General features: G+C 68.5%; 12 protein-coding genes and 1 riboswitch. Of the genes, 6 read left to right on the plus strand and 6 right to left on the minus strand.

Annotation, left to right across the window (positions count from 1 at the left end):
• Nucleotides 1-107: 107 nt before the first annotated feature.
• Nucleotides 108-219: riboswitch (TPP riboswitch) on the plus strand.
• From thiD to MCHUDSM44219_RS14000, 6 genes are all read left to right on the plus strand, one after another.
• Nucleotides 209-1,048: a bifunctional hydroxymethylpyrimidine kinase/phosphomethylpyrimidine kinase gene (thiD, locus tag MCHUDSM44219_RS13975; protein WP_048418841.1), complete on the plus strand. Its 840-nt coding sequence runs from the start codon at nt 209-211 to the stop codon at nt 1,046-1,048. Its footprint overlaps the riboswitch before it by 11 nt.
• Nucleotides 1,041-1,652: an alpha/beta hydrolase family protein gene (locus tag MCHUDSM44219_RS13980; protein ID WP_048418842.1), complete on the plus strand. Its 612-nt coding sequence runs from the start codon at nt 1,041-1,043 to the stop codon at nt 1,650-1,652. The genes thiD and MCHUDSM44219_RS13980 overlap by 8 nt, the downstream gene beginning before the upstream one ends.
• Nucleotides 1,653-1,666: 14 nt before the next feature.
• Nucleotides 1,667-2,260, plus strand: a complete 594-nt coding sequence (locus tag MCHUDSM44219_RS13985) for a septum formation family protein (RefSeq protein WP_048418843.1) — start codon at nt 1,667-1,669, stop codon at nt 2,258-2,260.
• 37 nt (nt 2,261-2,297) lie between these two features.
• Nucleotides 2,298-3,788, plus strand: coding sequence for a flavin-containing monooxygenase (locus MCHUDSM44219_RS13990; protein ID WP_048418844.1), 1,491 nt, complete (start codon nt 2,298-2,300; stop codon nt 3,786-3,788).
• Between the two features lie 8 nt (nt 3,789-3,796).
• Nucleotides 3,797-4,063, plus strand: coding sequence for a DoxX-related protein (locus MCHUDSM44219_RS13995; RefSeq protein WP_048418845.1), 267 nt, complete (start codon nt 3,797-3,799; stop codon nt 4,061-4,063).
• A 45-nt stretch (nt 4,064-4,108) separates the two neighbouring features.
• Nucleotides 4,109-5,317 (plus strand): APC family permease, encoded by a 1,209-nt coding sequence (locus MCHUDSM44219_RS14000; protein WP_048418945.1) that lies wholly within the window; start codon nt 4,109-4,111, stop codon nt 5,315-5,317.
• 179 nt (nt 5,318-5,496) lie between these two features.
• Here the strand turns inward: MCHUDSM44219_RS14000 and MCHUDSM44219_RS14005 are convergent, their stop codons facing one another.
• Genes MCHUDSM44219_RS14005 through kdpF form a run of 6 tightly spaced genes read right to left on the minus strand, consistent with a single transcriptional unit; the run spans nt 5,497 to nt 13,520 of the window.
• Complete coding sequence (locus MCHUDSM44219_RS14005; protein WP_048418846.1) at nt 5,497-6,177, minus strand: response regulator; 681 nt, start codon at nt 6,175-6,177, stop codon at nt 5,497-5,499.
• Nucleotides 6,174-8,720 (minus strand): DUF4118 domain-containing protein, encoded by a 2,547-nt coding sequence (locus MCHUDSM44219_RS14010; protein WP_048418847.1) that lies wholly within the window; start codon nt 8,718-8,720, stop codon nt 6,174-6,176. Before MCHUDSM44219_RS14010 ends, MCHUDSM44219_RS14005 begins: the two co-directional genes overlap by 4 nt.
• Nucleotides 8,721-8,727: 7 nt before the next feature.
• The gene (locus MCHUDSM44219_RS14015) at nt 8,728-9,603 is read right to left on the minus strand and encodes a potassium-transporting ATPase subunit C (RefSeq protein ID WP_048418848.1); all 876 of its coding nucleotides are present in this window, start codon (nt 9,601-9,603) and stop codon (nt 8,728-8,730) included.
• 1 nt (nt 9,604) lies between these two features.
• Nucleotides 9,605-11,761 (minus strand): potassium-transporting ATPase subunit KdpB, encoded by a 2,157-nt coding sequence (kdpB, locus tag MCHUDSM44219_RS14020; protein WP_048418849.1) that lies wholly within the window; start codon nt 11,759-11,761, stop codon nt 9,605-9,607.
• The gene (gene kdpA, locus MCHUDSM44219_RS14025; RefSeq protein WP_048418850.1) at nt 11,761-13,431 is read right to left on the minus strand and encodes a potassium-transporting ATPase subunit KdpA; all 1,671 of its coding nucleotides are present in this window, start codon (nt 13,429-13,431) and stop codon (nt 11,761-11,763) included. Before kdpA ends, kdpB begins: the two co-directional genes overlap by 1 nt.
• On the minus strand, nt 13,431-13,520 hold the full coding sequence (gene kdpF, locus MCHUDSM44219_RS14030) for a K(+)-transporting ATPase subunit F (protein ID WP_048418851.1): 90 nt from the start codon (nt 13,518-13,520) through the stop codon (nt 13,431-13,433). Before kdpF ends, kdpA begins: the two co-directional genes overlap by 1 nt.
• Nucleotides 13,521-13,735 lie beyond the last annotated feature (215 nt).

Genomic DNA, 13,735 nt, shown 5'->3' on the forward strand with positions numbered 1-13,735 from the left:
TGACGGGCGCAACCCTGCGCCTGCAAAACACATATATTAGCTATACAAATTGTCGACCACCAAAACCTATTCCCGCGGCAACCGCTGAAAGGGGTCGGTTACGTTGAGGGAGTCCACGCGGGAGCGCGCGCCGAGCGCGCTGAGAGGACGGCTGACGCGCCGTCGACCGTACGAACCTGACCGGGTCATGCCGGCGTAGGGAGATGTCATGAACGTTCTGCCCCTGACCCCGCCGGGCCGCGCGCCGTTGCGCGTCCTGACCATCGCGGGCTCCGACTCCGGCGGGGGCGCCGGCATTCAGGCCGACATGCGCACGTTCGCACTGCTCGGCATTCACAGCCTCGTCGCGGTCACCGCGGTGACCGTGCAGAACTCCGTGGGCGTCAAGGGTTTTCACGAGATTCCGGTCGACATCGTCGCCGGACAGATCGAGGCGGTGGCCACCGACATCGGCGTGCAGGCCGCCAAGACCGGGATGCTTGCCTCGTCCGAGATCATCGACACCATCGCCGACACCTGGACGCGGCTCGGCCTCACTGGCACGGTGCCGCTGGTCGTCGATCCCGTCTGCGCATCGATGCACGGTGACCCGCTGCTCCATCCCAGCGCCCTGGAGTCGCTCACCGCGCGGCTGTTCCCGCTGGCCACGCTGGTCACCCCGAATCTCGACGAGGTCCGGCTGATCACCGGCATCGACGTCGTCGACGCCGACACCCAGCGGGCCGCCGCGCAGGCGCTGCACGCGCTGGGCCCGCGCTGGGCGCTGGTCAAGGGCGGCCACCTGCGCTCCTCGGCGCACAGCCCCGATCTGCTGTTCGACGGCGCCGACTTCTACGAGTACGACTCGGTGCGCATCGACACCCCCCACGACCACGGCGCCGGTGACACGCTGGCCGCCGCTGCCGCCGCCGCGCTGGCCCACGGGTATCCGCTGCCCGACGCGGTCGCCTTCGCCAAGGAGTGGATCACCGAGTGCCTGCGCGCGGCCTATCCGCTGGGCGGGGGCCACGGCTCGGTCTCGGCGCTGTTCCGGTTGTCCGATGGATGAGATCGCCGGCGTGGTCCATGAGCCGGCCGGCACCCCGGCCGGGACCGTCGCGCTGACGCACGGCGCCGGCGGCAGCCGCGACGCCCCGATGCTCGTCGCGCTGTGCGACGAATGGGCCCGGCGAGGTTGGCTCGCGGTCCGCTACAACCTGCCCTACCGGCGGCGCCGTCCCAAGGGTCCGCCGTCGGGGTCCTCGGCCGCAGATCTGGCCGGCATCGTCGAGGCGGTCGCGGCGGTGCGCGCCCTCACCGCCGGACCCGTCATCGCCGGCGGTCACTCCTACGGCGGACGGCTCACGTCGATGGCGGTCGCCGACCACGGGCTGCGACCCGACGTGCTGACGCTGTTCTCCTACCCGCTGCACCCACCCGGCAAGCCCGAGCGGGCCCGTACCGAGCACCTGCCGCGCATCACCGTGCCGACGGTGTTCACCCACGGCACCGCCGACCCGTTCGGCACGCTTGACGAGCTGCGGCCGGCGGTCGCGCTGATCGCCGCCCCGACGACCATCGTCGAGATCACCGGGGCCCGCCACGACCTCCGCTCGAAAAGCCTCGATGTGCCCGCGCTCGCGGTGGAAGCGGCGCTGAAAGCGCTGCTCTGAGTTATCGTCGGCTCGTGACGACTCCGCCGGGGCCACCCCCACCGCCACCACCGTACGGACCTCCGCCGTACGGTCCCGGGGGCCCGTACGGCGCCTACCCGCCGCCTCCCCCTCCTCCCCTGCCTTACCAGGGACAACCCGGCCCCTACCCACCGCCGCAGAAGAGCAGGAAGACCCTGTGGTGGGTGATCGGCGGCTTGGTGGCCGTGGTGCTGCTGGTCGTCGTCGGCGGGGTGATCGTGTGGGGAGTCACCAGTTCCGGCAACGTCACCGCGACCGACGTGAAGGTCGGCGACTGCCTGGCCGAGATCCCCGACGGCGACAAGGTGCTGCGGGTGCAGACCATCGCGTGCGACCAGCCCCACGCCGGCGAGGTGTTCGCGGTGCTGACCTTGCCCGACGGGGATTTCCCCGGGCAGGCGGCCGTCGAGGCACACAGCGAGAAGTGCGGGCCCGAGCTGGCGAGCTACTCCCCGGCGGCGATGACCGACGACACGGTGCAGCTCTACGTGCTCTATCCGACCGCCGAGACCTGGGCCAGCGGAGACCGCGCCGTCACCTGCATCGCCACGCTGCAGCCGCCACGCGCGGGTTCCCTCAAGGGCTGATCCCGCGTTTGGGGGGACCTCTAGTACCGTCTACTGCATGACTTCGGTGCAGTACGACGCGGTCATCGTAGGGGCCGGATTCGCCGGAATCGGGGCCGCCATCCAGCTCAAGCGGATGGGCTACGAGAACTTCGTGATCCTCGACCGGGAAGACGACCTGGGCGGTACCTGGTACGTCAACCACTACCCCGGGCTGGCGGTCGACGTTCCGACCACCACCTACTCCTACTTCTTCGAGCCGAACCCGAACTGGTCGCGGCTGTTCTCCACCGGCACGGAGATCAAGCAGTACGCCGACGACGTCGCCGACAAGTACGACGTGCGCCGGCACATGCGGTTCCGGACCGTCGTCCAGGGCGCCCGCTGGGACGAGGAGGCGCAGGCCTGGCAGGTGTCCGTCGCCGACGGCGAGACGCTGACGGCGCGGTACCTGTTCACCGCCACCGGCTTCCTGTCCCAGCCGCGCCTGCCCGAGATCCCCGGCATCGAGACGTTCGACGGGCGGGTGCTGCACACCACCGCCTGGGACGACTCCTACGATCCGACGGGTGAGCGGGTCGGCATCATCGGCACCGGCGCGACGGCCGTGCAGCTCATCCCCGAGCTGGCGAAGAAGGCCGCCGACCTCACGGTCTACCAGCGCACCCCGATCTGGGTCGCCCCCAAGCTCGACTTCCGGATCTCGGAGCGCGCCAAGCGACTGTTCGCCCGGATCCCGCTGACGCAGCGCATCGTTCGCGCGATCACCGACACCATCTACGAGATGATGATCAACGTCGGCGTGGTGCACTACCGGGTCCCGCTGTTCCGCCGGCTGAACATCTCGGCGATGGACCTGTGCAAGATCAATCAGTTCATCCAGGTCCGCGACAAGGACCTGCGGCGCCGGCTGACACCGGACTACGACATCGGGTGCAAGCGGCCGACCTTCTCCAACAGTTACTTCCGCACGTTCACCAAACCGCACGTGCATCTGCAGAGCGACGGCATCGACCACGTCGCCGCCGACGGCATCGTCAACGCCGACGGCACCAAGACCGTCATCGACACCCTGGTGCTCGCCACCGGATTCGACCTGTGGGAGGCCAACTTCCCCGCCATCGAGGTGATCGGCCGCGAGGGCCGCAACCTCGGGAAGTGGTGGCGGGAGAATCGCTTCCAGGCCTACCAGGGCGTCTCGATGCCCTACTTCCCGAACTACCTGTCCCTGGCCAGTCCGTACGCATTCCTCGGATTGAACTTCTTCAACACCATGGAATACCAGATGCGGCTGATGGAACGGCTTTTCGGTGAGCTGCAGCGCCGCGGCGCCACCACCTTCGAGGTCACCGAGCAGGCCAACGCCGACTATCTGGACCGGATGACCGAGCTGCTCGGCGACTCGCTGTGGACACTGGGCAACTGCGCATCGTCGCGGTCGTACTATTTCAACCCGCACGGCGAACCGAGCCTGCTGCGGCCGATGTCGACGCGCGACGCGATCACCGAAGCATCGGAATTCCCGCTCAGCGACTACCAGATCAGTTAGGACCCCCAGTGCCCGAACAGAATTCACGTGCCGCGAAGGTGGCCGGCCTCGTCCTCGCCGGAACGGGCCTGTCCCATTTCGTCGTGCCGCAGGTCTACGAGGGCTTCACCAAGCCCGCGTTCCCGACGAACACCCGCACCCACGTGTACATCGACGGCGGGATCGAGACGGCCGTCGGCCTGGGCATCGCCGCGCGCAGAACCCGCAAGTTCGCGCTGCTCGGCCTGGTCGCCTACCTGCTGTACCTCGGCGGGAATGTGGTCCGCCAGAAATAGCGCTACCGTGTGCGCGTGAGCGCCTCCGGGCCGGGTGACAACGCCCTGCAGCGACGTCTCGGCACCCTCGACACCGTCGTCCTCGGACTCGGCTCCATGATCGGGGCCGGCATCTTCGTGGCGCTCGCGCCCGCCGCGGCCGCGGCCGGAACGGGGCTGCTGATCGGCCTGGCGCTCGCCGCGGTGGTGGCGTGCTGCAACGCGATGTCCTCGGCGTGGCTGGCCGCCCGCTATCCGAGTTCGGGCGGCACCTACGTCTACGGCCGGGAGCGTCTCGGGCCGTTCTGGGGGCACACCGCGGGGTGGAGCTTCATCGTCGGCAAGACGGCGTCGTGTGCGGCGATGGCGCTCACCGTCGGGCATTACGCGTGGCCGGCGCACGCCACCGCGGTGGCGGTGGCGTCGGTGGTGGCGCTGACGGCGATCAGCTATGCGGGCGTGCAGAAGTCGGCGCTGCTGACCCGCGTGATCGTGGCCGTGGTGCTGGCCGTGCTGGCGATGGTCGTGGTGCTGGTGCTGGGTTCCGGGGACGCCGACGCCGCTCGGCTGGCGGGTGGCGACACGTCGTTCTACGGGGTGCTGCAGGCCGCCGGTCTGCTGTTCTTCGCGTTCGCCGGTTACGCCCGCATCGCGACGCTCGGCGAGGAGGTGCGCGACCCGGCCAGGACCATCCCGCGCGCCGTGATGCTCGCACTGGGCATCACCCTGGTGGTGTACGCCGCGGTCGCCGTGGCAGTGCTCGCCCAGCTGGGCAGCGACCGTCTCGCCGCCGCCGGTGCGCCGCTGTCCGAGGCCGTGCGCGCGGCGGGGTTCGCCGGTCTGGTGCCGGTGGTCAGCGCCGGCGCGGCGATCGGCGCGCTGGGCGCCCTGCTGGCGCTGCTGCTCGGGGTGTCCCGCACCACGCTGGCGATGGCGCGGGACCGCCGTCTGCCGCACCCGCTGGCCGCGGTACATCCCCACCACGGCACGCCGTACCGCGCCGAGCTGGCGGTGGGCGCCGTGGTCGCGGTGGTGACCGCCCTGGTCGATCTTCGCGCCGCGATCGGGTTCTCGTCCTTCGGCGTGCTGCTCTACTACGCGATCGCCAACGCGTCAGCGCTGACGCTGGGCCGGCGCGTGCTGCCGACGGTGGGCCTGATCGGTTGCCTGACACTGGCTTTCACGTTGCCGCTGAGCTCGGTGCTGGCCGGCGCCGCGGTGGTGTGTGTGGGCATGGTCACGTACGCGGCGCAGGCCCGAAGGGCGAAACGTTAGGACTCGGCTTCCGGGCGTAGGGATACCGTCAAGACGTTGGCCTCCGGTGCCCGTGCGACGTGACAGTGGAGCCATGGCCGATCTGCTCGCAGTCCTCGCTGTCGTGGCGCCTACGTCGCTGGTGCTGCTCACCTGCCGCTTCCTGAACAGGCGCCTCGACCGCGAAGCCGAAGACCTCATCAGGGCCGGAAGCGGTGCCCCATCCCTGCTTCGGTGAGCAGGTGGATCGGGTGGGAGGGGTCGTCTTCGAGCTTGCGACGCAGCTGGGCCAGATACACCCGAAGGTAGTGACTGGATTTCGCGTAGGTGGGTCCCCACACCTCGGTGAGCAACTGTTCGCGGGTGACGAGCTTGCCGCTGTTGCGGACGAGGATCTCCAGGATGCCCCATTCGGTCGGTGTCAGATGGATCTGCCGGCCGTTCTTGGTGACCACCTTGTTCGCCAGATCCACGGTGAACGAGGAGGTTTCGACGATCGGCTCGGCGCTGGTCTCGGTGCTGGTCGACCGGCGCACCGCCGCCCGCAAGCGGGCCAGGAACTCGTCCATCCCGAACGGCTTGGTGACGTAGTCGTCGGCGCCGGCGTCGAGAGCGGCCACCTTGTCGAAGGCGTCGGTGCGCGCCGAGAGAACCAGCACCGGCACGGACGACCAGCCGCGCAGTCCACCCAGCACGTCGATCCCGCTCATGTCCGGCAGCCCGAGATCGAGCACCACCACATCGGGCCGGAAATCCGCCGCGGCCCGCAGCGCCTCGGCGCCGGTGGCCGCCGTCCTGACGTCGTATCCGCGCACCGACAGATTGATGCGCAACGCCCGCAGGATCTGAGGTTCGTCGTCGATCACCAGCACGCGCGTCATGGCCGCCCCTCCTGGGGCGCTGCGAGGTCGATCTCGACCGTCAGACCGCCGCCGGGAGTGTCCCCGACCGAGATCGACCCGCCCATGGCCTGGACGAAACCGCGAGCCACCGACAGGCCAAGACCGACGCCGGTGCTGTTGTCCTGGTCGCCGAGCCGCTGGAACGCGTCGAAGATCTGCTCCTCGCTGCCGCGCGCGATACCCGGTCCCTCGTCGGCGACCGCGATCAGCACACGATCGCCGACCCGTCCGGCCGAAACGCGCACCGGACCGTCGGGTGCGTACCGCAGCGCATTGTCGATCAGGTTGGCCAGCACGCGTTCGAGCAAGCCGCCGTCGGCCATCACGACCTCGTCGCCGACGTCGACCTTGACCCGTTCGAGCTCCGCGCGGCCGTACCCGGTGGTTCCCCGGCTGATGCCGAGCAGCGCGCGCTGCACCGTCTCCTCCAGGTACACCTGGTGCAGTTCGGGGCGGACCACGCCGGCGGCCAGCCGCGACGAGTCGAGCAGGTTGCCGACCAGCGCGGTGAGCTGATCGATCGATTCCTCGATGGTGGCGAGCAACTCGGCGGTGTCCTCCTCAGAGAAGGCGACGTCGGTGCCGCGCAGGCTGGACACGGCGGCCTTGGCTGCGGCCAGCGGAGTACGCAGGTCGTGGCTGACGGCCGACAGTAGCGACCGCCGCAGGTTGTCGGCCTGCGCGATCGCCTCCGCCTGCCCCGCCTCCGCGGCCAGTTCCCGCTGCCGGACCAGACCGGCAGCCTGTTTGGCGACCGCGGTCAGCACCCGGCGGTCCCGGGCGGGCAGTGTCTTACCCGCGAGCAGCAGCCAGAACTCGTCGTCACCCACCTCGATCGCCGTGTCCGCGGTCTCGACGTCGACGCACGGGTCCACGCCGACGCAGCCCACGATGCGCTCACCGTCGCCGTCGCGGCGCATCAGGCTGACCGCGCGCTGTGAGTACGTCTCGCGGATCTTCTCGAGCAGGGTGTCGAGGTCGGCGCCGCGCAGCACCGACCCGGAGAACAAGGCCAGCAGTTCCGCCTCCTGAGACGCACGGCGCGCCTCCCGGCTGCGGTTGACCGAGCTGTCGACCAGGGCGGCGACGGCCACGGCGACCATCAGCAGCACCACGATGGTGATGGCGCTGTCGGGTTCGGCGATCGTGAAGGTGTGGCGGGGCTCGACCAGGAAATAGTTCAGCAGCAGACCGGACAGCACCGCCGACACTGCTGCCGGGGCCACGCCGCCGAGGAGCGCGACGACGAGAACCCCGACGAAGAACACCGCACTCTCCCCGCTGACGGCGAGGAAGGCGTCCAGCACGAAGACGCTCAGGGCGCAGATGGCGATGGGGACGATCACCGCGGCCAGCCAGGACACCAGGTGGCTGTTGCGTCGCGGCGCCAGCGAGGACCACCGGAAGCCCTGTGCGGCCTCCGGATGCGTGACCATGTGGACGTCGATCTTCTCGGAGTCCTGAACGACCGTCGCCCCGATGCCCTCGTCGAAGATGCGTGCCCACCGGGATCGCCGGGACGTGCCGAGCACCAGCTGGGTGGCATTCATCTCGCGGGCGAAGTCCAGCAGCGCGGCGGGCACGTCGTCACCGACGACCGTGTGCAGCGTCGCGCCCAGGCTGGCCACGACTTCGCGGACCTTGCCCATGTGGGACGCGGACACACCGGACAGGCCGTCGCCGCGGACGACGTGCACCACCATCAGATCGGCGCTGGATTTGGACGCGATGCGAAAGGCCCTGCGCACCAACGTCTCCGACTCCGGACCACCGGTGACCGCGACAACGACACGTTCGCGCGCCTCCCAGGTCGCGGTGATGTCGTTCTCTTCCCGATATTTCGCCAGCGCCGCGTCGACCTGATCGGCCAGCCACAGCAGCGCCAGCTCGCGCAGCGCGGTGAGGTTGCCCCGGCGGAAGTAGTTCGACAGCGCCGCGTCGATCCGCTCGGGCGCGTAGACATTCCCGTGAGAAAGTCTGCGGCGCAACGCTTCCGGGGTGATGTCGACCAGCTCGATCTGATCGGCGGCGCGCACCACCTCGTCGGGCACCTTCTCCTGCTGCTCGATCCCGGTGATCTGGGTGACGACGTCGTTCAGGCTCTCCAGGTGCTGCACGTTCACCGTACTGACCACGGTGATCCCCGCATCAAGGAGTTCCTCGACGTCCTGCCAGCGTTTGGCGTTCTTGCTGCCCGGGGTGTTGGTGTGGGCGAGTTCGTCGACCAGGACGACCTGGGGCTTGCGCGCCAGGATCGCCGGAACGTCGAGTTCGGGGAATTGGCTGCCGCGGTAGGAGATGTAGCGCGGCGGGATGACCTCGATGTCCTCGAGAAGTTCGGCGGTCTTCTTGCGGCCGTGGGTCTCGACCACACCGGCCACCAGGTCGGTCCCCCGCTCCAGGCGCCGGTGCGCCTCGCCCAGCATGGCGTAGGTCTTGCCGACGCCGGGAGCTGCGCCGAGGTAGATGCGCAGCTCCCCGCGTTTCGGCTTGTGACCGACTGGATCAGGCGACTCCGGCACGCTGAATTCAGCTCCTGGCGGGATACTGCTCGTCGAGGGCGAGGTTCAATTCCAGCACGTTGACGCGCGGCTCGCCGAGGAACCCCAGAGTGCGGCCGGAGGTGTGGTCGGCGACGACTGCCCTGATCGCCTCCGGCGACACCCCGCGCGCCTGCGCGACCCGGTTGATCTGCAGGTCGGCGTAGGCCGGTGAGATGTGCGGATCCAGGCCGCTGCCGCTCGCTGTCACCGCGTCGGCGGGAACGGCCGGGTCGGCCGGTGCGCTTCCGCGGATCGGCACTATCTGGCCGGCGCTGTAGTCCTCGCCGGACTTCGCGCACTCGACGCGCACGCCCTCGTAGGTGTCCACGAACGGGGTGGAGACGGTGTCGCATGCTTCGTTGACGCTGACCACCCGGGTCGGGTCGACGACGGCGCCGCGCGCGTCGCGCGGACCGAAGACCGACAGCACCGCGCCGACACCGCCGCCGGTGCAGTAGGGCCGCAACCCGTCGACGCCCTCGAGCTCGCCGACGGCCTTGCTGCGTGAGCAGACCAGCGTCAGCAGGCTGGCCTTGTCCGGCGTGTCGACGATGCTCTCCGGCCCCAGGTTGCTGGCGCTGGTGGCCATCGGGTCGTAGCCATCGCCCGCCGCGGACGGCCTGCTCTGGAAGTACTGCGGAAGCGCCTTGCCATCAGCTGCGGTGAACGATTGGCCGATCAGGCTGCTGCCCACCGGTTCACCGTTGACCTCGACGACCGAGCCATCCGCGCGGTGCGCGAGACCGGGCAGCTGGGCCACCATCCAGATGAACACCGGGTAGGCGATCCCGAGGATCACGGTGAGGACGAGCAGCGCGCGCAGCGCCGCCCAGTGTTGACGAAGGAGGCTGGAAAAGTTCATCTCACATTCCTGGGAAGAGTTGGACGACCAGATCGATCAGCTTGATCCCGATGAAGGGTGCGATGATCCCGCCGAGGCCGTAGATGGAGAGGTTGCGGCTCAACAGTTTCGAGGCGCTGCTCGGGGTGTAGCGCACACCGCGCAACGCCAGCGGGATCAGCGCGACGATCACCAGGGCGTTGAAGATCACCGCCGACAGGATCGCCGACTGCGGGCTGTGCAGCCGCATGATGTTGAGCAGGTCCAGGCCGGGAAACAGCCCGACGAACAGCGCGGGGATGATCGCGAAGTACTTCGCGATGTCGTTGGCGATGGAGAACGTCGTCAACGCACCGCGGGTGATCAGCAACTGCTTGCCGATCTCGACGATCTCGATCAGCTTGGTCGGGTCCGAGTCGAGATCGACCATGTTGCCGGCCTCTTTGGCCGCCGAGGTGCCGCTGTTCATCGCCACACCGACGTCGGCCTGGGCCAGTGCGGGCGCGTCGTTGGTGCCGTCACCGGTCATCGCGACGAGCTTGCCGCCGGCCTGCTCCTTCTTGATCAGCGCCATCTTGTCTTCGGGGGTGGCCTCGGCGAGAAAGTCGTCGACACCGGCCTCGTCGGCAATGGCCTTGGCGGTCAACGGGTTGTCGCCGGTGATCATCACCGTGCGGATGCCCATGCGGCGCATCTCGTCGAAACGCTCGCGCATACCCTGCTTGACGACGTCCTTGAGGTGGATGACGCCGAGCATCCTCGCGGTTCCGTTGCGCACCTCGCCGACGGCCAGCGGGGTGCCGCCGGCGGCGGAGATGCCGTCGACGACGTCACCGAGCTGGGTCGGCACGTCGACGCCGTGGGAGCGGACCCATTCGGCAACCGACGCGGCTGCGCCCTTGCGCAGTTGGTGCTCGTCGCCGACGTCTTTCAGATCGACGCCGGACATCCGTGTGGTGGCCGAGAATTCGATCCAGTGCGCGTGCGCGAGCTCACCTGGGGTGCGGGCCCGCAGCCCGTACTGCTGCTTGGCGAACACCACGATGGATCGGCCCTCGGGTGTCTCGTCGGCCAGGCTGGACAGCTGGGCCGCATCGGCGAGCTGCGCCTCGGTGACGCCCTCGAGCGGCACGAACGCCGCGGCCTGCCGGTTGCCCAGCGTGATGGTGCCGGTCTTGTCGAGCAGCAGGGTGTTCACATCACCGGCCGCCTCGACCGCACGGCCGGACATGGCCAGCACGTTGCGCTGCACCAGACGGTCCATTCCGGCGATGCCGATGGCCGAGAGCAGCGCCCCGATGGTGGTGGGGATCAGGCACACCAGCAGCGACACCATCACGATTCCGGTGACACCGTTTCCGTTGAGCGCCAGATTGTCCGGCACCCCGGGGTTGTTCATCTTCGAGTAGATCGCCAACGGCTGCAGCGTCGCGACTGCGAACACAAAGATGATCGTCAGCGACGCGAGCAGGATGTTCAGTGCGATCTCATTGGGGGTCTTCTGCCGGTTTGCACCCTCGACCAGGGAGATCATCCGGTCGATGAAGCTCTCGCCCGGCTTCTGGGTGATCCGCACGACGATGCGGTCCGAGAGCACGGTGGTGCCGCCGGTGACCGCCGATCGGTCACCGCCGGATTCTCGGATCACCGGCGCGGACTCACCCGTGATGGCCGACTCGTCCACCGAGGCGATGCCCTCGATGACGTCGCCGTCGCCCGGGATCACCTGTCCCGCTTCGACGACCACGACGTCGCCCTGCTGCAGAAGAGGGGCTGCCACCTCCTCCTCACGCCCGTGTGCGCCCGGCTGCCAGTCGACGAGCCTGCGTGCCATCGTGGAGGTCTTGGTCTTGCGCAGCGACTCCGCCTGCGCCTTGCCGCGGCCTTCGGCGACGGCTTCGGCCAGATTGGCGAAAACGACGGTGAGCCAGAGCCATATCACGATCAGCCAGCCGAACCAGGTGGGGTCCGCGATTGCCAGGACGGTACTCCAGACCGCGCCCAGCTCGACGATGAGCATGACCGGATTGCGCCACAGCGAGCGGGGATCCAGCTTGATCACAGCGCTGGGCAACGACTTCCAGAGCATCTTCGGATCCAGCAACCCGCCCTGCATCTTGCCGGACGGCGCCGATGCCGCGTGCTTTTCCTGCGCGGCGTCGATGGTGGTGACAGACATCAGTGAATTCCTTCAGCGAGGGGCCCGAGCGCGAGCATGGGCAGGAAGGTCAGGGCGACCAGGATCAGCGTCACGCCGGCGACCATGCCGACGAACTGCGGCCGGTGGGTGGGCAGCGTGCCGATGGACTCCGGCGTCTTGCCCTGGCGGGCAAGCGAACCGGCCAGCGCGAGCGCGAAGATGATCGGTAGGAACCGGCCGAACACCATGGCCAGGCCGAGCGCGGTGTTGTACCACTCGGTGTTGACGCTGATGCCTGCGAAGGCTGAGCCGTTGTTGTTGCCCGCGGAGGTGAACGCGTACAGCACCTCCGACAGTCCGTGCGGACCGGTGTTGAGCATGCCCGCGCGTTGCCCCGGCATCGCCATCGCGACGGCGGTCCCGGTCAGCACGATCAGCGGAGTGATCAGGAAATACGTTGCCGCGAACTTGATCTCGCGCGGGGTGATCTTCTTGCCCAGGTACTCCGGCGTGCGTCCGACCATCAGACCGGCGATGAACACCGTGATGACCGCGAGGATCAGCATGCCGTACAGGCCCGAGCCGACACCGCCGGGCGCGACCTCGCCCAGCTGCATGTTGAACATCGTCATCATGCCGCCGAGGCTGGTGTAGGAGTCGTGGAAGGAGTTCACCGCGCCCGTGGAGGTCAGTGTGGTCGACGCGGCGAACACCGCCGAATCGGCTACTCCGAAGCGCTGTTCCACGCCTTCCATCGCAGAGCCCACCGCGGTCGGCACCGTGCCGTGCGCCTGCAGCTGGAAGAGCAGGGTCAGGCTCCAGCTGATCGTCGCGATGACGCCCATCACGGCGACGATCGCATAGCCCTGCTTCTTGCTGCCGACCATGCGGCCGAACGTGCGCGGCAGTGAGAAGGCGATCACGAGGATCAGGAAGATCTGGACCCAGTTCGTCCACGTGGTGGGGTTCTCGAACGGATGCGCGGAGTTGACGTTGAAGAAGCCGCCGCCGTTGGTGCCGAGTTCCTTGATGACTTCCTGGCTGGCGACGGGGCCGCCCGGGATGACCTGGCTGCCACCGGCGATCGTGCTGACCACCTGATCGTGCAGCGCGAAGTTCTGGATCACTCCGCCGGCGATGAGCACGATCGCGCCGATCAAGGAGATCGGCAACAGGATCCGGCCACAGCCCCGCACCAGGTCGACCCAGAAGTTGCCGAGCTCGCCGGTGTTGCGGCGGGCCAGCCCGCGCACGAACGCCATCGCCACGGCCATGCCGACGGCGGCGGAGACGAAGTTCTGCACGGCGAGGCCGGCCATCTGCACCAGGTGGCCTTGCGTGGACTCACCGGAGTAGGCCTGCCAGTTCGTGTTGGCCACGAAGCTGACCGCGGTGTTCCACGCCAGCGCCGGGGTCATCGGGGTCGCCGGGTCGTTGAGGTGCAGTGGCAGCCTGCCCTGCACGAGCTGCAGGACGAAGAGGAACAGGATGCTGACCGCCGAGAAGGCGAGCACGCTGCGGGCGTAGGCGCCCCAGGTCTGCTCCGCCTTCGGGTCGGCGCCGATCAGTCGGTAGATCACGCGCTCCCCGCCGAGATGCTTCTCGGAGGCGTAGACGCGATACATGTAGTCGCCCAGCGGCACATGGACGACCGCCAGTGCGAGGACGAGCGAGACGAGGAAGAGAATCCCCGCGGTGGTCGAACTCACTAGAACCTCTCGGGAAAGAGTAGGGCGGCGAAGAGGAAGACGGCGATGAGGACCGCGAGCACCAAGCCGACGATGTTGTCGTAGCTCACAGCCGCTCGACCAGCCTCTGCACCAGGCCGAGGAGGGCGAAGACCGCCGCCGTCAGCACCAGGAAAATGACAACTGCCATGGGTTCTCCCACACGAGCGTGGGCCCGCGGATCTCGCAGGCCGCAATCAGCATCTGCTCGGGCGGGGGCGTCCGCCAGGATCTTTATGCCTTTTTGACGGTCCCGTGCGACCTCTTTACGGGTTTCGCTCGGAAT

Origin of the sequence: Mycolicibacterium chubuense (genome assembly GCF_001044255.1) — a bacterium.
Lineage (GTDB): Bacteria > Actinomycetota > Actinomycetes > Mycobacteriales > Mycobacteriaceae > Mycobacterium > Mycobacterium chubuense.

Coding starts and splice junctions, on each gene's coding strand:
- thiD (WP_048418841.1), top strand. CDS start 209: ATGAACGTTCTGCCCCTGACCCCGCCGGGCCGCGCGCCGTTGCGCGTC.
- MCHUDSM44219_RS13980 (WP_048418842.1), top strand. CDS start 1,041: ATGGATGAGATCGCCGGCGTGGTCCATGAGCCGGCCGGCACCCCGGCC.
- MCHUDSM44219_RS13990 (WP_048418844.1), top strand. CDS start 2,298: ATGACTTCGGTGCAGTACGACGCGGTCATCGTAGGGGCCGGATTCGCC.
- MCHUDSM44219_RS14005 (WP_048418846.1), bottom strand. CDS start 6,177: ATGACGCGCGTGCTGGTGATCGACGACGAACCTCAGATCCTGCGGGCG.
- MCHUDSM44219_RS14015 (WP_048418848.1), bottom strand. CDS start 9,603: ATGAACTTTTCCAGCCTCCTTCGTCAACACTGGGCGGCGCTGCGCGCG.
- kdpB (WP_048418849.1), bottom strand. CDS start 11,761: ATGTCTGTCACCACCATCGACGCCGCGCAGGAAAAGCACGCGGCATCG.